This is a genomic window from Chryseobacterium flavum, from assembly GCF_003385595.1.
In the GTDB taxonomy this organism is placed as follows: domain Bacteria; phylum Bacteroidota; class Bacteroidia; order Flavobacteriales; family Weeksellaceae; genus Chryseobacterium; species Chryseobacterium flavum.
This window is the reverse complement of sequence record NZ_QNUE01000012.1, coordinates 69,312-93,187: the sequence shown is the minus strand read 5'-3', so window position 1 is coordinate 93,187 and position 23,876 is coordinate 69,312. Positions and strand designations below refer to the sequence as shown.

The following is a 23,876-nucleotide window of genomic DNA, read 5'->3' as shown; positions in this document are numbered from 1 at the left end:
TTAAAAAACCTTACAGGCAGTAACCTATAAGGTTTAATAGCTTGTTCTGATTGATTATTGGTGTAAGGTCTTGGTCCCAAGATCAGTGATCTGCCCAAAAGTAACTGACACATTGCTTACATTTTCATCAGCATACCCTGTACTGTTGTCTGCATCATAAGAAACTGTATAGTTTCCTTGCGGAAGACCGGAGAACATAAAGAATCCATCCGGATTAGGAATAGCAGTAGCAAGGGTATCTGCTGCTGTAATGGCATGAACTACAGTCTGTGCAGCCTGTGGCTGTACATATCCTTTGATCTGTCCGTTGGTCAGTTCAGAGAAAGTACGAATTACCGGTTTCAGAATATAAGATCCATTTCCGGTTGTGACAATAGACCTTCCGGCATCGAAATCAATCCATACCGTATATGCTCCATTTGCTGCGAGAGTCTGATGCCAGTTAAATTTTAGCCCGCTCTGTTGAGCCGATGGAGTTTGCAGCGGATGAGTGACTCCGTTTACAACCACATTATTATTAGGACCCAATACCATTCTCATCTGAGAAACATTTCCCTCGGGAAGTATGGCCTGCCCCAGAACTACATCTGTCCCATTTTTAAAATTAAGAAGATTATAAACTCCGGGATTTGGAAAGTTGAGTGCTGTCCATTCTCCATTACTGTTAATTTCAATTCTTTGAATATCAATATTAACAGCATTATATGCAGCAGGGCCGTCTGTAAGCCTTACATTCACTGTAGCAGTACCTTTTTCATCGGAATCATTACATGATGCTAAAAATAACAAGCAGATACCGCTTCCTATAACGAATAATTTCTTCATAAGGTTTAATTTTATGTATTATAAAAACGTTTTGGATAATTGGTTTATTATGTCATATATTTCCATGATAAAAAACAAAAAATGATCCAAAACATACCATTGGAAAGAATCTTATTTCTTGACATTGAAACTGTTCCACAATCCGGCTCCTGGAACGAGCTATCCGAAACAGAACAATATCTGTGGGATAAAAAAACCAAATTTCAGAGAAAAGAAGATGTTTCTGCAGAACAATTTTATGAGAGGGCCGGAATTATGGCAGAATTTGGTAAAATTATCTGTATCACTATCGGGATGCTGGAAAAGAATGAAACTTTAAAAATAAAAAGTTTCTCAGGTCATGATGAGAAAAAAATACTTCAGGACTTCGGTGAGATTTTCAACAGCCCAAGGCTTCGTGACGTTATTTTATGTGCACATAACGGAAAAGAATTTGATTTTCCATGGATTGCCAGAAGATATCTGATCAATGGCATGCAGCCTCCCTCTCCTTTCCAGATGTTTGGAAAAAAGCCATGGGAGATTCCCCATCTGGATACTATGGAACTATGGAAATTCGGCGATTATAAAAGTTTTGTTTCCCTGGAATTGCTTGCGCATGTCTTTGGTATTCCTACTCCCAAGGATGATATTGACGGCTCAATGGTTTCATCAATTTACTACATAGAAAAAGACTTGCAGCGAATTGTTGACTATTGTGAAAAAGATGTCTTAACTTTGGCAAATATTTTCCGGCGCATGCGTCAGGAAGATTTGTTGAAAAGGAATATCAATCTAGATTAAAAAATGAAATTTACAGACGATCAAATTGCTGACATTGGTGAGGAAATCATCAAAGTACTGAAAACCGTATACGACCCTGAGATCCCCGTAGATATTTACGAATTAGGGCTGGTTTATGATGTACAGATCTCCGATGACGCTGACGTAAAAATTGTAATGACACTAACTACTCCCAACTGCCCCGTTGCAGAAACACTCCCTCAGGAGGTAAAAGACAAGGTGGCAGAAGTAGAAAATGTAAAAAGTGTTGATTTAGAGCTTACCTTCGAGCCAAGCTGGAATAAGGATATGATGAGCGAAGAAGCCAAATTTGAATTGGGAATGCTTTAATTGCTTTTAAAATATAAAACCTCAGAAAATTCTGAGGTTTATGTTTTAGATTTCCTTTGCAATTTCTTTCCCTTCCCTTCTGCTCCATTCACTCCACGAGCCTACATACAGATCCGGAATCTCAAAACCGGCATAATCCAGGGCCAGGATTGTATGACATGCTGTAACTCCGGAACCACAATGAACAATCAGGTGTCCGGGTTTGTTTTCTAATAGTTTACTGTATTTTTTCTTTAAGATTTCAGGCTTCAGGAAATTACCTTCTTCATCAAGGTTTTCAGAGAAAGGAATATTGATTGCGCCGGGAATATGCCCTGCTATCAGGTCAATAGGTTCTGACTCTCCTCTGTAACGGTACGCATCTCTGACATCAATTACGACAGAATTATTGTTTTTCAATTCATTTTCAACGTTTTCGAGACTCGAAACCGGAAGATCCCAATGTTCTTTTTTAATAACAGGAGTCTTTACAGCAGATTCTTTTCCAGCAGAAAATTCTATCCCGTTTTTTTCTGCAGCCTGCATTCCTCCATCAAGAACCTGTACCTTTCCCAATCCAAATGCTCTTAACATCCACCAGGCTCTCGCTGCAGCATTTGAACCGTTTTTATCATCATACACCACGATGTGTGAGTCTTGAGTAATCCCAAGGTCCGAGAGAGTTTCAGCAAACCTCCCGATAGAAGGAAGCGGATGCCTCCCTCCAAAAGCTGCATCTTTTCCGATATCAGCGAGATCTTTATCCAGGTCTATAAATTTTGCTCCCCTGATATGTTTTTCAAGATAATTCTGATACACCTCTTTTCCCGTTCTTGCATCAAGAATAATGAGATTTTCTGTTGGTAAACTTTTTAATTCCGCTGATGAGAGTATTGGAGACATTCTTATTTTTTTAGGTTATACTAATAATCTATTTCATTGAATATTAAAGCGGGATGAACCCGCTTTATATTTTTGTTCCTGTAAATTTACAGAACCGTTAATCTGTATGATATATTTCTAAGGCTTATTACTCATTTTTAAAAATGAAAGATATCCTTCGCTTTATTATAGGAGCTTTCAAAATTTAAAAGATTCAGTTTGTGATCTGCCTTTTCTACACTCATAAAATTGATCACCTGCTCGGTTGGCATATTTCCCACAAGATCATCTTTAGCCATAGGACATCCGCCAATTCCCTTAATAGCACTGTCAAATCTTCTGCATCCCTTATCATAAGCTGCCTTTAATTTGGAGTAGGAATCTTCATAACGGTTATGAAAATGTCCGCCAAAATTGATCTCAGGATATTTTGATGGTATTTTTTCAAATAAAAGTGCTATGGTTTCAGGTGTTGCCACTCCTGTTGTATCAGACAGAAGAATATCTTTGATACCGATCTCTGAAAACCGTTGTGCCCATTGATCCACATCTTCCCACTTCCACATTTCCCCGTATGGATTCCCAAAGGCCATAGAGAAGTAAATATTCAGTTGTTTTCCTTCACTTCTTACCAGTTCAAGCATTTTTATAATTTCCTCAAAAGCTTCTTCCTGGCTTTTGTTGGTATTCCTATGCTGAAATGTCTCAGAAATGGAAAAAGGAAATCCAAGAATATCTACAGACTGATGTTTTAATGCTTTTTCTGCTCCCCTGTAATTTCCGATAATAGCAGAAACTTTTGTATTGGAGCGGGATTTATCAATATGTTCAGCCACTTCATCAGAATCAGCCATCTGTGGAATTGCTTTAGGAGATACAAAACTCAGACAATCCAATACATCAAATCCAACATCCATTAAGGAGTTGATATAATCAATTTTTTTTTCGGTAGGGATAAACTCCCCCCATCCCTGCATGGCATCTCTAGGACATTCGGTAAGAAACATTTTTACTTTTTGATTTTCTCAAATATAATAAAACTAAACAATTTTATATCCGTCACATACAAATCTAACATTATTTTGATTTTCAAACATTTATCTTTGATTTAAAATTTCAATAACTGATATTCACCCACAGATAATGCCTTCCATCCATTAAAATATTACTTGCGTGAGAAAATTTAACTTCATAATTCCCATACATACAGGTATTATTATAATAAGCATAAATCTGAAACATCAAAAATCTCTATGGATAGACAGTTTTTTTCCTGTATGGTTAAAATATGATGGTTTAATGACCAAGCCTATACTATTCAAATAACTATTTCTGTATAAAACACCAACTGCTGATATTCAGCTCCAAATAATGTGTTCTCAGCCGCAAATTTGCTAACTTTGTTGAAATTTATGATTAATCTGATGAGTACAATTGAATTCAATCCATTGTGGAAAGAGAAATTGCTGAACCGTTTTCTCAGCTATGTAAAAATATATTCAACCAGTGATGCAGAAAGCGAGGCCACTCCTTCTACTTCCAGGCAGTGGGATATTGCCAATTATATCACTGAAGAGCTAAAGACAATCGGCCTTGAGGATGTTTCAATAGATGAGAACGGATATATTATGGGTTATGTTCCATCCAACCTGGAGCATGATGACAGGCCTACAATCGGGTTCATTTCACATTATGATACTTCACCTGATTTCAGTGGTGAGAATGTAAAACCGCAGGTTTGGAAAAACTATGATGGGAATGATCTGCTGCTGAACCAGGCTACAGGGTTCACCTTATCGCCTTCAAAATTTGAAAGTTTAAAAAAGTATATCGGACAGACCTTAATTACTACTGACGGGAATACACTTCTGGGTGCTGATGATAAAGCAGGTTGTGCAGAAATTGTAACAGCAGCAGAGTACCTGATTGCACACCCGGAGATCAAACATGGAAGAATTGCAGTAGGCTTTACTCCTGATGAAGAGATTGGAAGAGGAGCACATAAATTTGATGTTGCTAAATTCGGTGCTGAGTGGGCATATACCATGGACGGCGGAGAAGTGGGAGAACTTGAATACGAAAACTTCAATGCCGCAGGAGCTGTTGTTAAAATTCACGGTTTGAGTGTTCATCCCGGATATGCTTACGGAAAAATGATCAACGCGGCACTTTTGGCTGCCGAATTCGCGCAAATGCTCCCTGCCAATGAAACCCCTGCTACTACAAAAGGCTTTGACGGGTTCTATCATTTAATGGATATTACAGCTGATATCTCTGAAGCTAAACTCCAATACATCATCCGGGATCATGATGCTGATAAATTTGAAGCCAGAAAAAAATTCCTGGAAGAGAAAGTTTCCGAATTCAACCAGAAACATGGTGAAGGAACTGCTGAAGTTGAAATCAAAGAACAATACAGAAATATGAAGCAGCAGTTTGAAGGCAAAATGCATATCGTGGATCTTGCTGCTAAAGCAATGACAGAAGCAGGCATCGAGCCAAAGATCAAAGCAATCAGAGGTGGAACTGATGGGGCGCAGCTTTCTTATATGGGGCTGCCTTGTCCGAATATTTTCGCAGGAGGCATCAATTTCCACGGTCCGTATGAATATGTGGCTCTGGAAAGTATGGAAAAGGCAACTGAAGTAATTATTAATATTGTAAAAGCTTAATAATAATGAAAAGGCTCTTCGCATTAGCGTTTATTTTAATTTTTGTTTTCGGCAGTGCCCAGATTTCTGAATTTCAAAAAGCAGACTCCCGATATGACAGAAAGAAAAAGGCTCTGTATAAAAAATATCCTAAGCCTAATGATTTAAGAACTAAGCAGGAGTGGCTTCTTACGGAAGACAAAATAACTTCATATAAAAATGCATTAGATAAAATTTCCACAGAGGAAAAACAATTGATTGCATTAGATCCGCCCGTGAAGGGTAAGGTTACCAAAGATGCAGAATACGACCAGGGAAAGGCGTCTTTTCAGAAACTTTTATATGAAGCAACAGATCTTGATTTTCTGAATTATGTCTCAGATTCCTATAAAGCAACAGTGTCCTTTGTGGTAGACTCGAAAGGAAACGCACTGGATGCCCAGGTAAAGGGAAATAATGAAGATGTAAATGCTTTTATCGAAGCGGCCTTCTACCGCATCAGAGAAAAAGGCAAATGGAGGCCGGCAGAGGAAAAAGGGAAGCCTGTTTCTTCAACAGTCATTCTCCCTTTACAGCTGACATTTAAAAAATAATTTACCATAAACCTGCTATCCGGCAGGTTTATTTTTTAAACTCAACAGTCCATCGATTATTGACCTGCAACATTATATTTATTTACAATCACTTAGCATACATTCATTTATTTTTTCATTATATTTACTCCAGACCTATCAAACTATTAGCTTTAAACATCAAATTGTACTATGAAAACAATGAAAAAACTTTTAAGAAAAGACTTATCTTCAATTCTTGGCAACGGAATCGGAAATAACTGCCATATGGGAGGAGACTTCTATAATTGTCAGAGCGACTGTGAGTGTGCCTTCGGCAAAGCTTGTGAAATGTATGAAGATGGAAGCCCCGGCCAATGTATCGCTGTAGGAGGCGGAGGAACTCCTGGCGGAGGTGGATGTATCCCCTCGACTACTTGTGAGGAACAACCCTATTAGTGATTTTAAATCGGAAGAGCTTCTTTCGATTTTTTTATTATAACATCTCCTTTGAAAAAGGATATTTATCAAAACAATCCTGCCATTCATCAAATAAAGTTTTGTTCCATCTTTCTGCTTTGTTGTTTTGCACAAGATTTTAACAGCAATTCATTTATGAAACAACAATTTTTAGCATTGAGCACACTGCTATTATGTATTATCTGTTCAACAGATGTTCAGGCACAGCAAACACCTGCTTTCCATATCGGGATCAAAGGAGGGGCAAATTTTACAAAAACCTCAACGGAATCTTCTTCATTGGAAGGGAAATACGGATTCGGATATCAGGGAGGAATTATGACGAGAATGGATATTGGAAGCCTTTATGTACAAGGAGAAGCCTTATTCAACAAAAGAAAAACTTCTTACGAAGCAAAAGACGGAACCTCATCAAAACTGACGTGGAACGCTATCGATATTCCGGTAGTAATGGGATATAAGGTTATAAAAAAGGATGATTTTAATGTAAGAGTATTCGCCGGAGGAGTTTACAGCTATGCCTTTAAAAACAATCTGTCTACCTCACAAGCCCTCCGGGAAGGCTTTAAAAAATTTGACAAATCCAATATTGGATTAACAGGCGGTATAGGTGTAGATTATAAAAACTTTACTGTAGATGTGAGATACGAAACCGGGCTTTCAAACATCAGCAAAGATTTTAAATCAAAACCTCATAGCTTTAGCCTTGGAATAGGTTATTTCTTATTCTAAAAACTTAAATTATCTTTACCACTAGAAACTGTGCCTATGCAGTTTCTATTTTTTTATAAAATAACTTTGTAAAAACGCATGATCCATTCTTTTGTCTTAAGAAAGTATATTTTCATCACTCTTTTCTGGCTTACATTTGCTGTAGCCATATGGATTAATTTCCAGGCTACATCGGGTGCTTCCATAGCTTTATTGCAGACCTCCGTTCTTGTAATCACCTCTTTTTTTTTCACCCATTTTCTTACCACAAGGCTTCTCCCGAAAGCTCTGAGGTTAAAAAGAATGAAACTGTTTTTGATACAGGCTACAGTGGTTATTTTTATTTTAAGCATTATATATTCGCTGATATTTACCTATATTGAAGGTAGCGCTGAAGCTCCTCTGCCTCCTCGTTTTTCAGATCAGATTCCTATTTTATGGAAAGGTTTCTATATTGCTCTACCTGCATCTTTCCTGATCAATGGTGTCGCCTGTGGCATTAAATTTTATCAGGAGCATGGGAAAATAGAACGTGATCATATTCTTCTTCAGCAGGCCCATCTGGAAAATCAGCTTAAATTATTACAGGACCAGATTAACCCCCATGTAGTATTTAATATTCTGAACCATATCCATATCCTCATGCGGACGGATATAAAGCTCGCGGACTATTTATTGCTTAAATTTTCAGATATTCTCCGTTATCAGCTTTATCACTGTAATCAGAACCTGGTTCCTCTGGATAAAGATGTAGAACATATCCAGAATCTCGTGGAGGTAGAAAAATTAAGATGGGGCAATGAACTGGATGTAAAAACAGATTGGGAGATCGGTAACAAACAAGCATTTATTGCTCCCCTTCTTCTTGTTCCTTTTATTGAAAATGCTTTCAAATACGTCTGTCGCCTTCCCGGCCACAGAGGCTACATTATTATTTTGTGTAAAGAAAAAGACGGTTTTCTTTTCTTTTATACAGAAAATTCATACTCGGATCTGGCCAACTATAAAAAGAGAGAGAATAATGGGGGAATTGGGCTTCAAAATGTTCAGAAGCGTTTAAAATTACAATATCCGGATGCTCATGATCTAAAAATTGAATCTGAAAATAATGTATTCAAAATAACTTTAACTCTAAAATTATCTGACAATAATGAGCAATAATATTCCTAAAATAAAATGCCTGATCATAGATGATGAGCCATTGGCAAGATTTCACCTGAAAGAACTGGCAGACCAGATTGATTTTTTGTCTGTGGAAGGTACCTGCGCAACAGCGTTAGAGGCAGATTCGAGAGTAAAAGAGACAGAAATAGATCTTATTTTCCTGGATATAAATATGCCATATCTAACTGGTTTAGAGTTTTTGGAACAGCTGGAAAACCCTCCTTTATGTATTCTTACTACCGCATATTCCGAATATGCTCTCGAAGGATTCCGGTTACAGGTTATAGATTACCTTTTAAAACCTATTGCCTTTAACCGTTTTTATCAGGCCGTGAATAAAGCTCAGCAACAATTTATAACCAACGAAAAGCTGAGAAAAAATACTCCCCTGGATGATCCTTTTTTGTATGTAAGGCAGTCTGATACTTTTGTCAAAGTTTCATGGGTGGATATCCTGTACGTTGAAAGTATGCAGAATTATACCAAGCTTCATTTCAAAGATAAGTTTCTGATCATCCACCAAACGATGAAGGCTATTGAAGAGTCATTGCCTTCAGAACATTTTTTCAGGATCCATAAATCATTCCTGATCAACATCATCCATATTGACATGATCTCCGGAGGGCGTCTATTCATCAATAAAACAGAGCTTCCCATTTCACGGACACGAAAAGAAGAGCTCCTCAATCAGGTCGTTTATAAGAAGCTGATCAGTAAGTAATAAGGATAAGGCTTGAAAATAATAATATTTTCAAGCCTTATTTTAAGGAAGATTCCAACGTACTGCCAACGCAACATAAAATGTACTGGCAAATCTCGGATCATCCATTTTTTTGTCTTTAAAAATACTTTTGATCTTCCGGTCACTTTCACTAAAGCTTCTCAATAATGCAGTACCTCCTGTAATCCGAAGGCTCAGCTTATCATTCAGTTTTATTTCAGGCCTCAATCCGGCGGTGATCTGCTGATATCCTAGCAGTGTGGATTTTCCATCCTTATTCCGTTCCACAGACATTCCACTGAGATTAACAACAGCTTTCAATGCAAACCGGTCAGAGAACTGATAGCCTGCCTCCATTCCTTCCGGAAAGTTGATATTAAATTTAATTTTTCCATTTGTTTTCCAGTCAAAATAGATCCACGGAAGGATCATGGGAACTCCAAATGCAGTAGTCAGTACAGGACCTCCTCCCAAGGCAAGATTAGGGCTAAAATGCCTGATAAATACAATTCCCCCCTGCCCAAGGACATCATCAAAATTTATTCTCTCCATATCCGTATAAACCCCTACAGTAGCGGTCATCATCATGCTCCACTTTTTCCCCAGAGGCCTCATATGCATGATACCCACCTGAGCATTCAGCATTTGATCCGGAAATAACTGATTCTCATAATTTTTATGAGACACCTTTGCATATGAACCTCCTAACAGCATAGACCATACCTTTACTTTACCGTCACTGTCTTTTTTTACTGATAACGGAATGCTCAGATTCAGATCAACCCGTTTAAAGTCACTCTTAGAATTTGTTTTCACACTGTCTTCCGGACGAATGTAACTGGAATGTGGAATATATTCTGTTTTAAGCTCTCCTGATATCCCTGATTGAGCTTTGAACCAATATCCCATACACCATAAACAGCAAAAAGCTGTTAAAAGATTTCTCTTCATAATTTAAATTTTATGCAAAGAGACTTCTTTGGTTATCGTTGGCAAAAAATACTTGATTAAATGTCTGTTTCCTATGACAACAGGATAGAATAGCCGGACCAATAATTTACAAATATAACATCTGGTACATTTATTCTGCTATATTTGTTATTACTAAAACCATTGGATGCAGTTTAGAAATGATATACAGGGAATAAGAGCTCTCGCTTTCTTTTTGGTATTTATTTTTCATTTAAATTACACTTGGCTACAGGGAGGCTTTATCGGCGTAGATGTTTTTTTTGTTATTTCTGGATACCTGATGACATCCATCATTATTGACCAGAAAGACAGAAAAACCTTCAGCTTTTCCGGCTTTTACTGGAAACGATTAAAAAGAATATTTCCTGCTTATCTTGCGCTTATCATCATTGTGACGCTCGCAGGATCTTTTGTTTACCTGAGAAGGGACATCTGGACTCTCCAAAAATCTGCCGGTGCTTCAGTTGTCTTTTTATCCAATCTGCTATTTTCAAGAGGAGATTCTTATTTTGGAGCCCAGCTTAATGAAAATCCCTTTCTTCATACCTGGTCATTGGCTATAGAAATGCAGTTTTATCTTTTACTCCCCCTGCTTCTCATATGGATAAAAAAGCAATATCTACCTACAGTCATCCTTTTCCTGACAATCACTATAACACTATATATCAGCACATTGATATCTTTGGAAAATAACAGCTCTTCAGAATATTTTTCGTTACTTTCCAGAGTTCCGGAGTTTCTGACCGGAGGTTTTTACAGTCTTTGTTTTAAAAGAAGAATCAACTTCAATAGATGTTATAATAATTTATTTGCCTCACTGAATTTAATAATTCTGATATTATCTGCTGTTTTCATCAGTAAGGATTCTTTTTTTCCGGGGATTTTAGCTTTAGTTCCAGCAATAACAACGGCTAATTTGCTGGTAACAGACAATAATTTTGTTTCTGATTTTCTTGGTAAAAGGATCCCTGCTTATCTGGGTGAACTTTCTTATTCTCTTTATTTATGGCACTGGCCCATAATTGCCCTGATCAGATATTACAATGATGAGTACTTTTTAAATGTGGAAGAAACTATATTTGTCTGTATTCTGACCTTTGTTTTAGCATGGTTTTCCTACCGTTTTATTGAAAATTTTTTCAGAAAAAAGAATAATAAAATTCTTATCTACAGTTCCTTTTCGGGAGGAATTATATTAACTTTCATTGCTTTCTATGCTCCTAAACTGGCCGCTCCGTATCAAATTCCTGATACATATACCTCTCCTTCTTTTGGAGTGTATTCTCATAATAAAAAGGCTATTGAAACTTTCGGGGATAAAACATCTGAAAATAAAGATATCTTACTGATCGGTGATAGTCATGCCCTTACCATTAAACCATTTCTGGACTATATAGGAAAACGCAATCACTTTTCTTTCTCTACAGTGACTACAGATGGCGTACCTGCTTTAAAAGGAGTCAGACGGGAAGATTATAACCATAATGAAGTAAAATTTTATGATGCCTCTCAGGAACTGGTAGAATTCACCCTACAGAATATCAGAAAAAATAAAATCATTCTGATCAACTGTTCTTCCTTTATAGAGCCTATGTCTGTGTATGAATCAGTGGAAAAGCTGGCAGCATCTTTAAAACCAGATCAAAAATTGATTGTTTTCAATACTTTCCCATTCATAGACAGAGATCCTGTAAAGATAAACCGTGATTATATCAGAAGAACATCAAAAGAATTTAAAATAATATACAAGGAAAAGAACAAAGAGGCATTGGAAAAATTAGCTGCCACCCGCCAAAATGTTTATTTCTATAATCTGTCCAAAGGAAATGCAATAAAAAATATCCCTTTTTATAAGGATACTCTAATGTACTACAATGCTTCTCACCTCAACACTTATGGTGCCGTTGCTCTGGCTAAAGAGCAGGAAAAGGATTTCATGTCGTTTTTTAGCCCGCTTCTGACCGATTAGGTGAGGTTTACAGCGAACTTTGAATTTCTCTTTTTTGTGTTCTGAAAATCCTGTATCCAAACCAAACCGCTATCAATGCAAATCCTGTACGGGCTACAACCATTGGGATAATTGAATCTGCTTCTAATAAGCCAATCAGTCCGGACATTAAGAAAGTAACCATAAGCTGCATAAACCCAAGCAATGCAGCAGCTGTTCCGCGTCCTTCTTTAAAAGGAGACAACGCATGTGCTGATGTAATGGGAAATAGAATTCCTATAGCTAATAATGAGATAAATAAAATTACAATTTCCAGGCCTACAGAAATATCTACGGCTGCAATCAGGATGTGAAGAACACATGCACATAGCAATACAAGAGTAGCAATAAACAGAAGCTTGGTGTTACTTATTCTTTTTATAAGTTTTGGAGTAATGTATGCAGCTGTGATCAGAGCCAGAGAATTAAAAGCAAAAATAAAACTGAATACACTGCTTGAAAATCCATGAAGCTCCATAAATAAGAACGGAGCATTGGAAATATAGATAATTAATGAGGCAAATGCAATACTTCCGATCATGGTACTGTTAATGAAATCTCTATTGGAAACAATCATTTTCAACTGGTCTTTTAATCTTTTATCATTTTCTGAATCATCAGGAAAATAAATTCTGGAATTGGTTTCAGGAACATATTGATACACCATAAAAAGTGTAAAGAGTCCCATAACAACCAGAAATGCAAATGAACTGTTCCATCCCCAGAATTTCAGGAATACACTTCCCAGCAGTGGGGCTATAATCGGAGCAATACCACTGATCTGTGACTGCTGCGAAAAAATAGTGACTGATTTTTGTTTGTCATAGAGATCAATAATAATGGCGCGCCCAATAACAATTCCTGCACTTCCTCCAAAAGCCTGCAGAAAACGCATCGCCCATAAAACATAAATATCTGATGTAAAATAAATTGCAGTTGCTCCGATAATAAAGAGTAACAATCCACAGTATAATATAGGCTTTCGTCCCTTTTTATCAGATAATGGCCCCCATACTAACTGCCCGAAAGCAAATCCGGCAAAAAAAACAGAAATTGAAATCTGTATATGCCCGATATCAGTGTTAAAAATTTTGGACATGCTTGGAAAGGCAGGAAGGTAAAGGTCTATACTTAATGACTCCAACGTGTTAAGCAGTGCCAGAATAAACACCACAATATTCAAATTCTTCTTCATAAATAACGGTAACCCTTACAGGTATTTTTTGCAGCTGCAAATTTGCTTTAAAAAGCCACGCTTTTCAATAAAAGAACTGAAGGAAGTATAGGACAAAATGAAGTTTTAAAATCAAATAGCAAATAAAAAATGCATTTAAATTCAATATAACAGTAAATACTGAAGATTACCTTTTTTCACTATTCTTAAAATAATCTGGGGTTTGGCCGGTATGTTTCTTGAAAAACCTTGAAAAATATGAAGCATCATTAAAACCGAGTTTAAAAGCAATTTCCTTCACGGTAAGAGCACCAAAACTAAGTTCTCTTTTAGCTTCCAGGATAAGACGTTGGGAAATCATTTTTTTTACAGTTGTTCCCCTCAAAAGGCGTACAACATCATTAAGATGATGACCGGTTATTTTTAACTGAGCAGCATAGAAATCTGTTTCTTTATGCACAATATAATGCCTCTCAATAAGCCCCACCAATTCCTGAATACGCTGACGGTCATTCAATAAAGGTTCCTGAGGAATAATCTGTTCTCCGATGATGATACAAAATGCTTTCAGATAGGCCTTTAAGAGTTCTGTCCTTGCTGTGGTTTTATACTCCCGTTCTATCAAAGATATAATGGTAAGGCAGGTATTTTCATTTTCCGGATTTAAAAGAAAAGGAAGCTCTCCTCCTGTGATCACCGATTCTATATCACATGCTTCGTTGAAAATTTCCCTGCTTATAGCCATTGCATATCCTTCCTCTCCTTTCAATTTCATATTGAATGCCTGCCCCGGTGCAATGATACAGATGTGATTGTTCTCAAGTTCATAACTTTCAAAATCCAATTCCAGGCGGCTGTTTTCATGGACTTCTCTGAACCAGATAATTTCAAAAAAATTATGCCGGTGAACATCATGAAAGTTTTCAGGGCCCGCCGCGCTCAGGGTACTCATCTGAAATTCTTCAGAAGTCAGATGGTGAACAGGGATTTCTTTTTCTGGTGTAATCACAGTCTTGTAAAATAGTTAACGAGAAACAAAAACCACAGCAAAAAAAAGTGCTGCGGTTTTCTTACAATATTTAAAATTAAATATAATTTTTCGGTTTTTATTGGTTTAAAAAAGCATCCCATCCCTGAGCAGTAAGTGCTACCAATTGGTTAGATCCCCTTGCCACCATAAAGTTTCCTTCTTCCTTTTCTACAGCATGCCCTATAATAGTAAAATCCGGATGATTTTTAATTTTATCATAGTCGTCAGGAGAAATAGTGAACAAAAGTTCATAATCCTCTCCTCCACTTAATGCTGTCATAACCGGATTCAGGTTCATCTCATCTGCGGTAGAAATAGTGAGACTATCCAACGGCACTTTTTCTTCATATAATCTGAATCCTACATTAGACTGATCCGAAAGATGCAGAATTTCAGAGGCAAGCCCATCGGAAATATCAATCATGGAAGTAGGTTTTATTCCCAATTCTTCCAGAATCTGTTTAATGTCCGTTCTCGCTTCAGGTTTCAGCTGTCTTTCCAGGATATAGTCATATCCTTCCATTTCCGGCTGCATATTAGGGTTTGTCAGATATACGGCATGTTCCCGCTCCAGAATCTGCAATCCCATATAGGCACCTCCCAAATCGCCTGTTACGACAAGAAGATCATTTGGTTTTGCCCCGCTCCTTTTTATGATATTCTCTTCATTTTCAATTCCTACAGCAGTAATACTCATTACCAGACCTGAATTTGAACTGGTGGTATCTCCTCCTATCAAATCAACTTTGTATCTGGTACATGCAGCTTGAATTCCGGCATAAATTTCCTCCAGAGCTTCTACCGGAAAGCGGTTTGATACCGCTAAAGACACCAGAATCTGAGTAGGAACAGCATTCATTGCAGCAATGTCACTGAGATTTACTACAACAGCTTTGTAGCCTAAATGTTTTAACGGAACATATCCAAGATTAAAATGTACCCCTTCCGCCAGGACATCTGTTGTGAGAACAACTTTCTTATTTTCAGGATTAATAACTGCCGCATCATCACCTACGCCAAGTTCAGAAGAAGCATTGGATAAGGGAAAGTGTTCTGTCAGATGTTTAATGAGACCAAACTCTCCCAGCTTTGATATGGGTGTCAGTTCCTGTGATTTATCTTCAAACATAATTTTTTGTATTAATGTCCAATGTAAAAGTAACAATGATTAAACTGCAACTCTAAACATTGAGACTGAATTACTTAGTAAATTCCGCCGGGTCAATATTATGTGGATGGAATGGAAGTTTCTTGAAATCTTCTTTTGACAATACCACTGTTTCCGGACTTTTATATTTATTCATAGCTTCTACCACATCGTCAGGCGGAGTTGTCATTTTTCTCAACATCATATCAATCCACACTCCCGTAGCCTCAGAAGTTGCACAATGTACTCCGTCCGGTGTATAAAATTTGTGAACAAAACGATAAATAGAAGAATCCTCTGAACAACCGTCTATTTCTACACTTACGATTACCGTCTGATCAGCGTAGATCTCTTTGAAAAAAGAATATCTTTCATGGAGGATAACCGGACCTATTCCCCATCTGCTCAATTGGGTAACACCCATTTTTTCCTTCGTCATAAAGGCCATTCTGGCTTGAGCACAGTATTGTACATATGATGAATTGGCCAGGTGCTTATTAGCATCAAGATCGCTCCAGCGTACTTCGAATTTATGGTAAAATATCATTTGAAAAACCGTTTTTGGAATCATTAAATTATATTCTTCAAAAATACTCAAATAAGATGGTTTATAAAAATTGTACTTTTGGAAAAATAATCTTCAGCATAAGATTACCCATACATGAAACATATCATTATTATCGGAGGGGGAGCTGCAGGCTTTTTCTGCGCTTCTAACATTGACGAAAAGAAATATCATATTACGGTTTTAGAACAGAACTCGGATGTCCTTCAGAAAGTAAAAATATCCGGAGGAGGCCGTTGCAATGTCACAAACGCATGTTTTGACCCCAGAGAGCTGGTACAGTTTTATCCTCGCGGCAACAAAGAATTGTTAAGCGTTTTTACCAGATTTCAGCCGGGAGATACTATGGAGTGGTTCGATCAGCGCAACGTCCCATTAAAAATTGAAAGCGACAACAGGACTTTTCCTGAAAGCAATTCTTCACAAACTATCATTAATACTTTTCTGAACGAAACCCAGAAGAAGAATGTAACCGTAAAAACAAAATGCACGGTAAAAGAGATTAAAAAACAGAATGATCAATATCTTGTCAGAACCAATTCCGGAGATTTTGAGGCAGATTATATTGTGTATACCACCGGAAGTTCACCGAAATCATTGAAAATTGTTGAAAATCTGGGTCATAAGATTGTAGACCTTGTCCCTTCACTTTTCACCTTCAATATTAAAGATGAATTGCTGAAAGATCTTCCTGGAACAAGCTTTGAAAATGCAGGAATTTCTATTCCTAAGCTGAAAACTGAGGAAAGCGGACCTTTGCTTATTACGCATTGGGGGCTTTCCGGGCCTGCTGTTCTGAAAATTTCTGCGTGGGAAGCGATAAGCCTGGCAAAGTTGAAATACAACTTTGAAATTGAGGTTAATTTCATTTCCATAGATAGAGAGGAAGCGGAAGAAATCTTTCATAATTTTAAACAAAGTAATCCTAAAAAGACTATAGGGCAATCCAAGATCTTTGATATTACCAATCGATTCTGGCAGAAAATCTTAGAAATTTCAAAGGTCGATCTCAACAAACAGGCAGCTAATATTTCCGGAAAAGAAATCCAGAAAATACTTGAAAACCTCTGCCAAAAGAAATTTCAGGTGACCGGAAAATCCACATTTAAGGACGAGTTTGTAACGGCCGGAGGCATTGATTTAAAGGAAATTAACTTTAAAAACATGTCTTCCAAATTACTTCCCAATTTCTATATCGCCGGAGAGGTTTTGAATATAGATGCCGTGACCGGAGGATTCAATTTCCAGGCATGCTGGAGTGAGGGATGGCTGATTGCACAGGATCTCAACAGCTTATAAAAAATTATTACTTTTAATAAAAACTAAATACATGAAAAAAAATTTAGGCTTCTTTCTTTTACTCTGGTTCTTTTTAGGATACAGCCAGGAAAAAACAATTGTCTCTGACTGGACTTCCTTTACACAGGCTGTCAATGTAGAAAATAAACCCAACTGGAACTTTCGCATCACAGTTAAAATCAGAAAAGATAATGAGGATAATGGTTCCAATTGTGGGTTATGGTGCAGAATAAATAATAAAGATGAGTCTACCAGTTTCTTTGAAAATCAATATTATGGAATCCAGGTAACCCATGAATGGAAAACCTACGAAATAAAGGGAACCATCAACCCATCTGCAAAGACCATGAATATTGGTGCGTTTGCCCAAAACAATGGGGATTTTTATTTTGACGATTTTAAGTTGGAAGTCAATGATGGAAATTCAAAAAAGTGGATTGAAATCCCTTTGGAAAATTCAGGTTTTGAGAAAGATATCACATCCGGTGGCTGGTTTGAAGGAATCCATTCTCAGAAAATAAAGCACGTAAAGCATTTTACCATTGAAACTTCGGATTACAAACCATTCAGTGGCAGCAAATCTTTGTTGATCAAAGGTCGTGGTATTATCGGAACAATGCCGCACGGAAAATATATGGATGTTAACGGCATCAAATTATATTATGAAACCTATGGAGAAGGCGAGCCGGTTCTTATGCTTCATGGCAATGGCCAATCTATCAGTGCTTTTATGAACCAGAAGGATACATTTTCCAAAAAATATAAAGTCATCATTGTAGATTGCCGTGAGCGCGGAAAGTCTACTTATGACAAAACGAAGGAACTTACCTTCGATATTCAGACAGAGGATATTAAGCAGTTTTTAGAGAAGCTGAACATCAAAAAAACAAAGATTCTGGGCTGGAGTGACGGAGGAATTCTCGCACTGTCTATGGCCATGAAATATCCGGAAATGGTAGACAAAATTGCCTGTTCAGGAGCCAATATTTTTCCGGAAGGAGTGAAAGATCATGATTTAAAATCCATGAAAGAAATGCTTGTAAGCCTTACTAAAGACAATAAAGACCACAAAAATGATATCTTTATTGATCTCCTGAATCTGGATTTGAAGTATCCACAATGGAAGTATGAAGACCTGAATAAAATTCAGTGCCCATCATTGATCATTGCTGGTGATAATGATCTTATAAAAACAGAACATACGGTAAAAATCGCAGAATCTATCCCAAAAGGACAATTAGCTATTATCCCCAATGCCAATCATTATGTTCCTGAAGAAAAACCGGAATTATTCAATGAGTTAGTGATTGATTTCTTTGAAAATAAATAACCTGAATACGATAATATTAATCATGAAAAAAACACTAGCATTCATTTTATGTCTTGGATTTGGGTTCGCCTTCTCACAAACGCAGAAAACCCAAACACCACCCACAGAAGATCATTCCAGAGATAAGTTTATTCCTGAACAAAGTAAGCAGGCAGAATATCCCGGGGGACTTTCAGCATTTATGCGTGAGGTATCTCAAAAAATAAATACGAACCGAATAAAAGGTGCCAAAGGAAGAACAAGTTCACAAGCAAGGTTTTCTGTCAATGCTAAAGGTTATATTGAAACGATTATCGTAACCGGAGACAATGAATCCCTTAATCATGAAGTAGAAAGAGTGATGAAATCTATGAAAACCCAATGGAAACCCGGAGAATATAAAGGGAACACTGTAATGATTTGGTTTAATCTTCCTTTCGTTATTAATTTTGAATAATCAGAATGCTTTCTGCTAAAAGAAACACATCTATCTTTTTTAAAACCCTTTTAGTTTTAGGGTTCGGGTATTTCTTTTGGCTGATGCTTAAGATTACATTAGAATATATTCCTTATAATCCTGAAGTCAGCTTTCTGATGATTAAACAGACAGAAGTATCGGAAAGACCGGAATATCTTGCGTTTTTCTATACTCATGTTTATACGAGTATTTTTGTACTTTTTTCAGGTTTTCTTGCCCTCCTCAGAAAGAATTTTGGTGTAAAAAATTTCCACAGGAATATGGGAAAAGTATATATTTTTCTCATTCTGATCTTTGCAGCACCTTCAGGAATTTATATGGGAGTTTTTGCCAACGGAGGCCTTCTGTCAAAAATTTCTTTTGTTATTTTAGGATTTTTATGGTGGTTTTCAACATTGAAAGCGTATCAATTAGCCAGACAGAAAAGGTTTAATGAGCACAAACAGTGGATGTGGCGGAGTTTTGCTTTTACTTTATCTGCTGTTACCCTGAGAATGTGGAAGGTAATTATTGTATATTTATTTCATCCTAACCCAATGGACGTTTATCAGATCATTGCATGGCTGGGATGGATTCCTAATATCCTTATTATTGAATACTTAATTACAAAAAAACAGCTATGAAAATTCTAAATTACACTCTTATTTCCTTGTTGACAGCAGCATTAATAGCCTGTAAAAAAGAAGGAAAAACCAGTGAATCAGGGAAAGATTCATTAACCGCGAAAAAAGATTCTATTGTTATTCCTGAAATCCATAAAGAATATTATGGTATCTATACCGGAGAATTTGCCGGGATGGAAAAGGTAATGGACGAAATGGACGGCTCTGAATATGAAGTGGAAAACTACAAAAGGATCTCACTAAAAATCAACAGAATAACAAAAGACAGTGTCTATGGTCAAAGCATCGTCAATGGAAATCAAAGACCATTCCGGGGAATTTTTAACGAAGCTACAAAGTCTTTTGTTCTGGATGAACCGGGAAATGATAAAACAGATGGCAGGTTTGAAGTAAAAATGAATGGAGACAGTTTAACCGGAAGGTGGAATGCCTTTAATAGTAAGGCAGTAAAAGCGCCCGTTAAAACCCTTAAGCTGATCCGGAAAGAATTTGTTTACAACCCCAATTTTATGCTGGATCAGGATTCTGACCTGGTAGACTGGTCTAACCCAAAAGAATTTGTAGAAAAATACACCGATGAACAAACCGGAGAAACAGAAAGCTATAAAACTTCAAAAAACAGGGTTGCATCCGAGGCCATCTTTAAGCTCAACGCCTCTAAACAGAAACTGACTGAAAAAGACTTGAAAAATTTAAGAAAGCTTGATTTGGAAATTATTAAGAATTCTGTATTTGCGAGACATGGCTATTCTTTCAAAAAGGAAACCTATAGAAATTTCTTTGAACAGACGGATTGGTATATTCCTGTTTCTGGTAATGTTGATCATGATCTCTCTCCTATGGAAAAGGAAAATGTTGCATTACTGAACCGTTTTATTAAATATGCAGAAGATAAATATGACAGTTTCGGAAGATAGCAGACAGAATTACAAGTTACGTTTATAAGCCAGGATACCCTTCTCTTTAATCTGTACAAAGAAATAAAGCATCAGACAACCTGCTATATAACACAAAATATCAATCCAGGAGAAAGAGTTTCCGATGACAATATACATCAGGCTTCCATGACGGAAGCCTGATTTTTCTGCAATATTGAAATACTGTGCAAACTCCACAACACAGGAAAAAATTAAAATCCCGAGAATAAGTTTATGATCATTTACTTTAAAGAAGCTTTTTACAAGAGCGTATAGAAACATTACCACAATAACATCACCCAGATATGCTCTTATAAAAAAAATATTTTCAAGCTTGACAGCAATGAAAACCTCCACCAGAAAAATAAAAAGGGCAAAAAGAAAATAACTCAGGTTGAATCTAAACTGTATATTTTTCATTTATTCATCAAGATATATAAAACCGGTACTCTCTGAATACCGCCCTTCATTTCATATATATACTATTTCTTTACTTTGATTGTACACCCGATCGCAACTGTTTTGGCCATTTTTACCGGCTCTCCTTTAATCAGAGCATTTACGGCATCCTGAACATAATATTCAGAAACATCATCCGGATTGTCATAATTGTTATCAATAGCTCCAATATATTTTACAATATTTTTGCTTCCTTCTTTTTGTAATACAAATACATGAGGTGTTTTTGTTGCTCCATACTGCGGATAAATTTTTTGTCCTTCATCTACTAAATATGGGAACTCAAATCCTTTCTGTTTTGCCCTTTCAATCATTTGTTCATAACCATCTTCAGGCTGAACATTAGGGTCATTGGGATTAATGGCAATCACAGGATATCCCTGATCTTTAAATTTTTTATCCAGTTCAATGATTCTGTTTTCATATTTTTTAGCATAAGGACAATGGTTACAGGTAAATATGACAATAAATCCTTTTGCGCTTTTAAAATCACTTAAGGAAACCATTTTCCCGTCAATATTTTTTAATTTAAAATCTGTGGCAGCATCCCCTACTTCATAGCCTTTCCCAGAGTAATCCTCTACTTTTATGGCTGCATCCTTACTATACCCGGCTCTGGTAAAACTTAAGAGGCTCAGAGCTAACAAAAATGCCGTTATTAAAATTTTCATATTTTTCATAATTCAGTTATTTTTATAAATGTTCAGTTATTGTTGTCTCCAGATCCTGCCTACTCATTTCACCATCATTGAAATATACCTTATCACCATTCTTATAAAAAATTGTTACCGGAATATTTCCGTCCCAGTTTTTCTCAAATCTGGAAATCCATGTATTCATTCTTTTAATATCATCCAAAAGAATAACTTCAGCAGTAAGATTCTTATTCTTTATAAATTTTAAAACCCGTTCTTGATCCACTAATCTATCCAATGAAACCAATAGCATTTTAAAATTCGGATTATCTGCATATTTTTCATTAACCTCCATAAAATGAGGAAGTTCTTTTACACATGGTGCACAGGTTGTTGCCCAGAAATTAACAACCAATGTTTTACTTTTTTCCTGCTCAATACGTTTCTCAAGTTCTTCGTATGTAACGACTTCAATCTGATTCTGCTGGGCTTTTAAAATCATACAAAACAGAAACAGCATTAATAGAGCCACTATTTTTTTCATATTCAAATTTAATAAATTATTGCATGCAAATCATTCTTCCTCTGTATCATCGCACTTGATATGATTCTAAAATTTGCTTCAAACAGTTATTTTTATTTAACAATGAATTCTTTTTTATATTTTTACGACTTATAAATAAAAGCTATGAAAAAAAATTATTTACTTCTGCCAATTTTCTTTTTGGCATCATGTTCAGGTAGTAATGATGATACTGACATTCCAGATAATAACGGAAATAACAACAACAATAATAACACCCCTGTTTTGGTCACTAAAATGGTTGTTGATGGAGAAATTTCCACTTACACTTACAATGGAACAAAATTATCACAGTTAAAAAATCTTACTGATGGGAGTGTCACCAACTTTACCTACACCGGTGAGCTGATCACCAAATCTGTAACATCTTCGGGAAGCTCTACTTATACAACTTCTTATGTATATGACAGCAATAACAGATTGAGCAAAAAAACAGATGTGCACACAGCTCCCAATCTTACCGCAACCACTGAGATAAACTATACTTATCCTTCATCCAATACGGTAAAAATGGTCGTTACTCTATCAACAGCAGGATTCAACACGGTAAAAACCTATACCAGAAATGCTACTCTGAATTCAGACGGATCCATTAACAGCTGGACAGAAACGGTTTCAAGCCCAAATTCAACAGGAGGCATGGATACGGGAACAGGTGCATTACAGCCTATTGTATATGATTCAAAAAATGCACCTTTTAAAAATGTAACAGGTTATTTAAAAATAATCGATCAGGAAAATGAAAACGGGTCAACCCACAATGTATCAGATTATAAAAGTGTAATTCAATACAACAGTGGAGGAACTGAATGGACAATATTCAAATCGATTTACGAATATAACACCAGTGGTTATCCTACAAAAGATATCCGTAAATATTATGACAAAACAGGAAGTACAGTCAGTTCTACTGAAGTCTCAACTTACGAATACAACCATTTATAATAACCGGAGAGCTTAAGGCTCTCTTTTTTATTTTGAAAAAGACTAATTTATTCACAATGAATAGAATTAATTAATAAAATTGTATATTAGCTTACAATCAAATTAAAAATATCATGAAAAATTCAAACATTCAAAAAAGGAGACTTACCAAAAAAGAATTAAAAGAAATTAACGGCGGTAATGGGCCGGTATGTGTCACTACCTGCTTTTGTAATATTGATGGTGAGATATCAATAAGACCTTGCAGTGCTAAAGGAGTTTGCTGTTAGCAAATTTTAGGAGTTCCGGTTATTTATTTAACAATACCAAATTCAAATATTATGAAAAATTCAGACATTCAAAAAAAGAGACTTACCAAAGAAGAATTGAAAAAAATTAGTGGTGCAGGCCCTGTTTGCCCATTAGTAATAAGTTGCACAGATCCGAATACCGGAGAGGAATTGTATGGAGTTTATGGAATTCAGGATGGCCCGTGCTGTTAATTATAAATACCAAATCCAGAGAATATGAAAACATTAAGCATTCAAAAAAGAAAGCTGACCAAAAGTGAGCTTAAGGAGATTAATGGAGGTGCTGCTGCCTGTGCAGAAGGGACATGCAAACTCAGAGGAGTTGATCATTTTCTGATCATCGGACCGAGAGGCAGTGACGGATATTGCTGTTAGACCGGACTCGA

Annotated in this window: 28 protein-coding genes; 17 read left to right on the top strand and 11 right to left on the bottom strand. The window is 36.5% G+C overall.

What is annotated here, in order from left to right; all coding sequences use genetic code 11:
* Nucleotides 1-54: 54 nt before the first annotated feature.
* Nucleotides 55-825, bottom strand: coding sequence for a DUF4382 domain-containing protein (locus DRF59_RS14945; protein ID WP_115961800.1), 771 nt, complete (start codon nt 823-825; stop codon nt 55-57).
* A gap of 81 nt (nt 826-906) precedes the next feature.
* Here DRF59_RS14945 and DRF59_RS14940 point away from each other — a divergent pair, with 81 nt between their 5' ends.
* Together DRF59_RS14940 and DRF59_RS14935 are read left to right on the top strand one after the other, a co-directional pair.
* A complete protein-coding gene (locus DRF59_RS14940; protein WP_115961797.1) occupies nt 907-1,608 on the top strand; it encodes a 3'-5' exonuclease in 702 nt (233 codons plus the stop codon).
* A 3-nt stretch (nt 1,609-1,611) separates the two neighbouring features.
* The gene (locus DRF59_RS14935; protein WP_115961794.1) at nt 1,612-1,938 is read left to right on the top strand and encodes an SUF system Fe-S cluster assembly protein; all 327 of its coding nucleotides are present in this window, start codon (nt 1,612-1,614) and stop codon (nt 1,936-1,938) included.
* Between the two features lie 45 nt (nt 1,939-1,983).
* On the opposite strand, the gene DRF59_RS14930 is transcribed toward DRF59_RS14935, so the two are convergent.
* Together DRF59_RS14930 and DRF59_RS14925 are read right to left on the bottom strand one after the other, a co-directional pair.
* Nucleotides 1,984-2,820, bottom strand: coding sequence for a sulfurtransferase (locus tag DRF59_RS14930; RefSeq protein WP_115961791.1), 837 nt, complete (start codon nt 2,818-2,820; stop codon nt 1,984-1,986).
* A 137-nt stretch (nt 2,821-2,957) separates the two neighbouring features.
* Nucleotides 2,958-3,806 (bottom strand): hydroxymethylglutaryl-CoA lyase, encoded by an 849-nt coding sequence (locus DRF59_RS14925; RefSeq protein WP_115961788.1) that lies wholly within the window; start codon nt 3,804-3,806, stop codon nt 2,958-2,960.
* Nucleotides 3,807-4,223: 417 nt separating this feature from the next.
* Here DRF59_RS14925 and pepT point away from each other — a divergent pair, with 417 nt between their 5' ends.
* The 6 genes from pepT (at nt 4,224) to DRF59_RS14895 (ending at nt 9,077) form a co-directional block, all read left to right on the top strand.
* A complete protein-coding gene (gene pepT, locus DRF59_RS14920; RefSeq protein WP_115961935.1) occupies nt 4,224-5,471 on the top strand; it encodes a peptidase T in 1,248 nt (415 codons plus the stop codon).
* Nucleotides 5,472-5,476: 5 nt separating this feature from the next.
* Entirely contained in the window at nt 5,477-6,043 is a 567-nt protein-coding gene (locus DRF59_RS14915) for an energy transducer TonB (protein ID WP_115961785.1), read from the top strand.
* Between the two features lie 180 nt (nt 6,044-6,223).
* Nucleotides 6,224-6,460 (top strand): hypothetical protein, encoded by a 237-nt coding sequence (locus DRF59_RS14910; RefSeq protein WP_123873699.1) that lies wholly within the window; start codon nt 6,224-6,226, stop codon nt 6,458-6,460.
* Nucleotides 6,461-6,616: 156 nt separating this feature from the next.
* Nucleotides 6,617-7,213, top strand: a complete 597-nt coding sequence (locus DRF59_RS14905; RefSeq protein WP_115961779.1) for a porin family protein — start codon at nt 6,617-6,619, stop codon at nt 7,211-7,213.
* Nucleotides 7,214-7,291: 78 nt separating this feature from the next.
* Nucleotides 7,292-8,353, top strand: coding sequence for a sensor histidine kinase (locus tag DRF59_RS14900; RefSeq protein WP_115961776.1), 1,062 nt, complete (start codon nt 7,292-7,294; stop codon nt 8,351-8,353).
* Nucleotides 8,343-9,077 (top strand): LytR/AlgR family response regulator transcription factor, encoded by a 735-nt coding sequence (locus tag DRF59_RS14895; protein ID WP_115961773.1) that lies wholly within the window; start codon nt 8,343-8,345, stop codon nt 9,075-9,077. Before DRF59_RS14900 ends, DRF59_RS14895 begins: the two co-directional genes overlap by 11 nt.
* Before the next feature lie 42 nt (nt 9,078-9,119).
* Here the strand turns inward: DRF59_RS14895 and DRF59_RS14890 are convergent, their stop codons facing one another.
* Nucleotides 9,120-10,028, bottom strand: coding sequence for a DUF6268 family outer membrane beta-barrel protein (locus DRF59_RS14890; protein WP_115961770.1), 909 nt, complete (start codon nt 10,026-10,028; stop codon nt 9,120-9,122).
* Nucleotides 10,029-10,194: 166 nt separating this feature from the next.
* Here DRF59_RS14890 and DRF59_RS14885 point away from each other — a divergent pair, with 166 nt between their 5' ends.
* Complete coding sequence (locus tag DRF59_RS14885) at nt 10,195-12,018, top strand: acyltransferase family protein (RefSeq protein WP_115961767.1); 1,824 nt, start codon at nt 10,195-10,197, stop codon at nt 12,016-12,018.
* Between the two features lie 7 nt (nt 12,019-12,025).
* Here the strand turns inward: DRF59_RS14885 and DRF59_RS14880 are convergent, their stop codons facing one another.
* From DRF59_RS14880 to DRF59_RS14865, 4 genes are all read right to left on the bottom strand, one after another.
* Nucleotides 12,026-13,231 carry a multidrug effflux MFS transporter gene (locus DRF59_RS14880; protein ID WP_115961764.1) on the bottom strand — a complete coding sequence of 402 codons (1,206 nt, stop codon included), beginning with the start codon at nt 13,229-13,231 and terminating at the stop codon, nt 12,026-12,028.
* A 166-nt stretch (nt 13,232-13,397) separates the two neighbouring features.
* Nucleotides 13,398-14,219: a helix-turn-helix domain-containing protein gene (locus tag DRF59_RS14875; protein WP_115961761.1), complete on the bottom strand. Its 822-nt coding sequence runs from the start codon at nt 14,217-14,219 to the stop codon at nt 13,398-13,400.
* Between the two features lie 97 nt (nt 14,220-14,316).
* Nucleotides 14,317-15,369, bottom strand: coding sequence for a thiamine-phosphate kinase (gene thiL / locus DRF59_RS14870; protein ID WP_115961758.1), 1,053 nt, complete (start codon nt 15,367-15,369; stop codon nt 14,317-14,319).
* A 70-nt stretch (nt 15,370-15,439) separates the two neighbouring features.
* Nucleotides 15,440-15,934: an acyl-CoA thioesterase gene (locus tag DRF59_RS14865; protein WP_066690256.1), complete on the bottom strand. Its 495-nt coding sequence runs from the start codon at nt 15,932-15,934 to the stop codon at nt 15,440-15,442.
* 114 nt (nt 15,935-16,048) lie between these two features.
* Between DRF59_RS14865 and DRF59_RS14860 the strand changes: the two genes are divergently transcribed.
* Genes DRF59_RS14860 through DRF59_RS14840 form a run of 5 tightly spaced genes read left to right on the top strand, consistent with a single transcriptional unit; the run spans nt 16,049 to nt 20,578 of the window.
* A complete protein-coding gene (locus tag DRF59_RS14860; protein ID WP_115961755.1) occupies nt 16,049-17,251 on the top strand; it encodes a BaiN/RdsA family NAD(P)/FAD-dependent oxidoreductase in 1,203 nt (400 codons plus the stop codon).
* A 31-nt stretch (nt 17,252-17,282) separates the two neighbouring features.
* Nucleotides 17,283-18,581, top strand: coding sequence for an alpha/beta fold hydrolase (locus DRF59_RS14855; protein WP_115961752.1), 1,299 nt, complete (start codon nt 17,283-17,285; stop codon nt 18,579-18,581).
* A gap of 22 nt (nt 18,582-18,603) precedes the next feature.
* Complete coding sequence (locus DRF59_RS14850) at nt 18,604-19,017, top strand: hypothetical protein (protein WP_115961749.1); 414 nt, start codon at nt 18,604-18,606, stop codon at nt 19,015-19,017.
* A gap of 5 nt (nt 19,018-19,022) precedes the next feature.
* Entirely contained in the window at nt 19,023-19,661 is a 639-nt protein-coding gene (locus DRF59_RS14845) for a DUF2306 domain-containing protein (RefSeq protein ID WP_115961746.1), read from the top strand.
* Entirely contained in the window at nt 19,658-20,578 is a 921-nt protein-coding gene (locus tag DRF59_RS14840) for a YARHG domain-containing protein (protein ID WP_115961743.1), read from the top strand. Before DRF59_RS14845 ends, DRF59_RS14840 begins: the two co-directional genes overlap by 4 nt.
* Nucleotides 20,579-20,587: 9 nt before the next feature.
* Here the strand turns inward: DRF59_RS14840 and DRF59_RS14835 are convergent, their stop codons facing one another.
* The 3 genes from DRF59_RS14835 to DRF59_RS14825 form a co-directional block, all read right to left on the bottom strand.
* Nucleotides 20,588-20,998, bottom strand: a complete 411-nt coding sequence (locus tag DRF59_RS14835) for a ribosomal maturation YjgA family protein (RefSeq protein WP_115961740.1) — start codon at nt 20,996-20,998, stop codon at nt 20,588-20,590.
* Nucleotides 20,999-21,060: 62 nt separating this feature from the next.
* Nucleotides 21,061-21,717 (bottom strand): thioredoxin family protein, encoded by a 657-nt coding sequence (locus DRF59_RS14830; protein WP_115961737.1) that lies wholly within the window; start codon nt 21,715-21,717, stop codon nt 21,061-21,063.
* A gap of 13 nt (nt 21,718-21,730) precedes the next feature.
* Nucleotides 21,731-22,216 carry a TlpA family protein disulfide reductase gene (locus tag DRF59_RS14825; RefSeq protein WP_115961734.1) on the bottom strand — a complete coding sequence of 162 codons (486 nt, stop codon included), beginning with the start codon at nt 22,214-22,216 and terminating at the stop codon, nt 21,731-21,733.
* A 144-nt stretch (nt 22,217-22,360) separates the two neighbouring features.
* Here DRF59_RS14825 and DRF59_RS14820 point away from each other — a divergent pair, with 144 nt between their 5' ends.
* The 3 genes from DRF59_RS14820 (at nt 22,361) to DRF59_RS20790 (ending at nt 23,865) form a co-directional block, all read left to right on the top strand.
* On the top strand, nt 22,361-23,200 hold the full coding sequence (locus DRF59_RS14820; RefSeq protein WP_115961731.1) for a hypothetical protein: 840 nt from the start codon (nt 22,361-22,363) through the stop codon (nt 23,198-23,200).
* A gap of 320 nt (nt 23,201-23,520) precedes the next feature.
* Nucleotides 23,521-23,682, top strand: a complete 162-nt coding sequence (locus DRF59_RS20795) for a hypothetical protein (protein WP_157967461.1) — start codon at nt 23,521-23,523, stop codon at nt 23,680-23,682.
* A gap of 24 nt (nt 23,683-23,706) precedes the next feature.
* Nucleotides 23,707-23,865: a hypothetical protein gene (locus DRF59_RS20790; protein WP_157967460.1), complete on the top strand. Its 159-nt coding sequence runs from the start codon at nt 23,707-23,709 to the stop codon at nt 23,863-23,865.
* Nucleotides 23,866-23,876 lie beyond the last annotated feature (11 nt).

What these genes read in the sequence shown, in the direction of transcription:
- DRF59_RS14945 (WP_115961800.1), bottom strand. Translation starts at nt 825, where the DNA reads ATGAAGAAATTATTCGTTATAGGAAGCGGTATCTGCTTGTTATTTTTA.
- DRF59_RS14940 (WP_115961797.1), top strand. Translation starts at nt 907, where the DNA reads ATGATCCAAAACATACCATTGGAAAGAATCTTATTTCTTGACATTGAA.
- DRF59_RS14935 (WP_115961794.1), top strand. Translation starts at nt 1,612, where the DNA reads ATGAAATTTACAGACGATCAAATTGCTGACATTGGTGAGGAAATCATC.
- DRF59_RS14930 (WP_115961791.1), bottom strand. Translation starts at nt 2,820, where the DNA reads ATGTCTCCAATACTCTCATCAGCGGAATTAAAAAGTTTACCAACAGAA.
- DRF59_RS14925 (WP_115961788.1), bottom strand. Translation starts at nt 3,806, where the DNA reads ATGTTTCTTACCGAATGTCCTAGAGATGCCATGCAGGGATGGGGGGAG.
- pepT (WP_115961935.1), top strand. Translation starts at nt 4,224, where the DNA reads ATGAGTACAATTGAATTCAATCCATTGTGGAAAGAGAAATTGCTGAAC.
- DRF59_RS14915 (WP_115961785.1), top strand. Translation starts at nt 5,477, where the DNA reads ATGAAAAGGCTCTTCGCATTAGCGTTTATTTTAATTTTTGTTTTCGGC.
- DRF59_RS14910 (WP_123873699.1), top strand. Translation starts at nt 6,224, where the DNA reads ATGAAAAAACTTTTAAGAAAAGACTTATCTTCAATTCTTGGCAACGGA.
- DRF59_RS14905 (WP_115961779.1), top strand. Translation starts at nt 6,617, where the DNA reads ATGAAACAACAATTTTTAGCATTGAGCACACTGCTATTATGTATTATC.
- DRF59_RS14900 (WP_115961776.1), top strand. Translation starts at nt 7,292, where the DNA reads ATGATCCATTCTTTTGTCTTAAGAAAGTATATTTTCATCACTCTTTTC.
- DRF59_RS14895 (WP_115961773.1), top strand. Translation starts at nt 8,343, where the DNA reads ATGAGCAATAATATTCCTAAAATAAAATGCCTGATCATAGATGATGAG.
- DRF59_RS14890 (WP_115961770.1), bottom strand. Translation starts at nt 10,028, where the DNA reads ATGAAGAGAAATCTTTTAACAGCTTTTTGCTGTTTATGGTGTATGGGA.
- DRF59_RS14885 (WP_115961767.1), top strand. Translation starts at nt 10,195, where the DNA reads ATGCAGTTTAGAAATGATATACAGGGAATAAGAGCTCTCGCTTTCTTT.
- DRF59_RS14880 (WP_115961764.1), bottom strand. Translation starts at nt 13,231, where the DNA reads ATGAAGAAGAATTTGAATATTGTGGTGTTTATTCTGGCACTGCTTAAC.
- thiL (WP_115961758.1), bottom strand. Translation starts at nt 15,369, where the DNA reads ATGTTTGAAGATAAATCACAGGAACTGACACCCATATCAAAGCTGGGA.
- DRF59_RS14865 (WP_066690256.1), bottom strand. Translation starts at nt 15,934, where the DNA reads ATGATATTTTACCATAAATTCGAAGTACGCTGGAGCGATCTTGATGCT.
- DRF59_RS14860 (WP_115961755.1), top strand. Translation starts at nt 16,049, where the DNA reads ATGAAACATATCATTATTATCGGAGGGGGAGCTGCAGGCTTTTTCTGC.
- DRF59_RS14855 (WP_115961752.1), top strand. Translation starts at nt 17,283, where the DNA reads ATGAAAAAAAATTTAGGCTTCTTTCTTTTACTCTGGTTCTTTTTAGGA.
- DRF59_RS14850 (WP_115961749.1), top strand. Translation starts at nt 18,604, where the DNA reads ATGAAAAAAACACTAGCATTCATTTTATGTCTTGGATTTGGGTTCGCC.
- DRF59_RS14845 (WP_115961746.1), top strand. Translation starts at nt 19,023, where the DNA reads ATGCTTTCTGCTAAAAGAAACACATCTATCTTTTTTAAAACCCTTTTA.
- DRF59_RS14840 (WP_115961743.1), top strand. Translation starts at nt 19,658, where the DNA reads ATGAAAATTCTAAATTACACTCTTATTTCCTTGTTGACAGCAGCATTA.
- DRF59_RS14835 (WP_115961740.1), bottom strand. Translation starts at nt 20,998, where the DNA reads ATGAAAAATATACAGTTTAGATTCAACCTGAGTTATTTTCTTTTTGCC.
- DRF59_RS14830 (WP_115961737.1), bottom strand. Translation starts at nt 21,717, where the DNA reads ATGAAAAATATGAAAATTTTAATAACGGCATTTTTGTTAGCTCTGAGC.
- DRF59_RS14825 (WP_115961734.1), bottom strand. Translation starts at nt 22,216, where the DNA reads ATGAAAAAAATAGTGGCTCTATTAATGCTGTTTCTGTTTTGTATGATT.
- DRF59_RS14820 (WP_115961731.1), top strand. Translation starts at nt 22,361, where the DNA reads ATGAAAAAAAATTATTTACTTCTGCCAATTTTCTTTTTGGCATCATGT.
- DRF59_RS20795 (WP_157967461.1), top strand. Translation starts at nt 23,521, where the DNA reads ATGAAAAATTCAGACATTCAAAAAAAGAGACTTACCAAAGAAGAATTG.
- DRF59_RS20790 (WP_157967460.1), top strand. Translation starts at nt 23,707, where the DNA reads ATGAAAACATTAAGCATTCAAAAAAGAAAGCTGACCAAAAGTGAGCTT.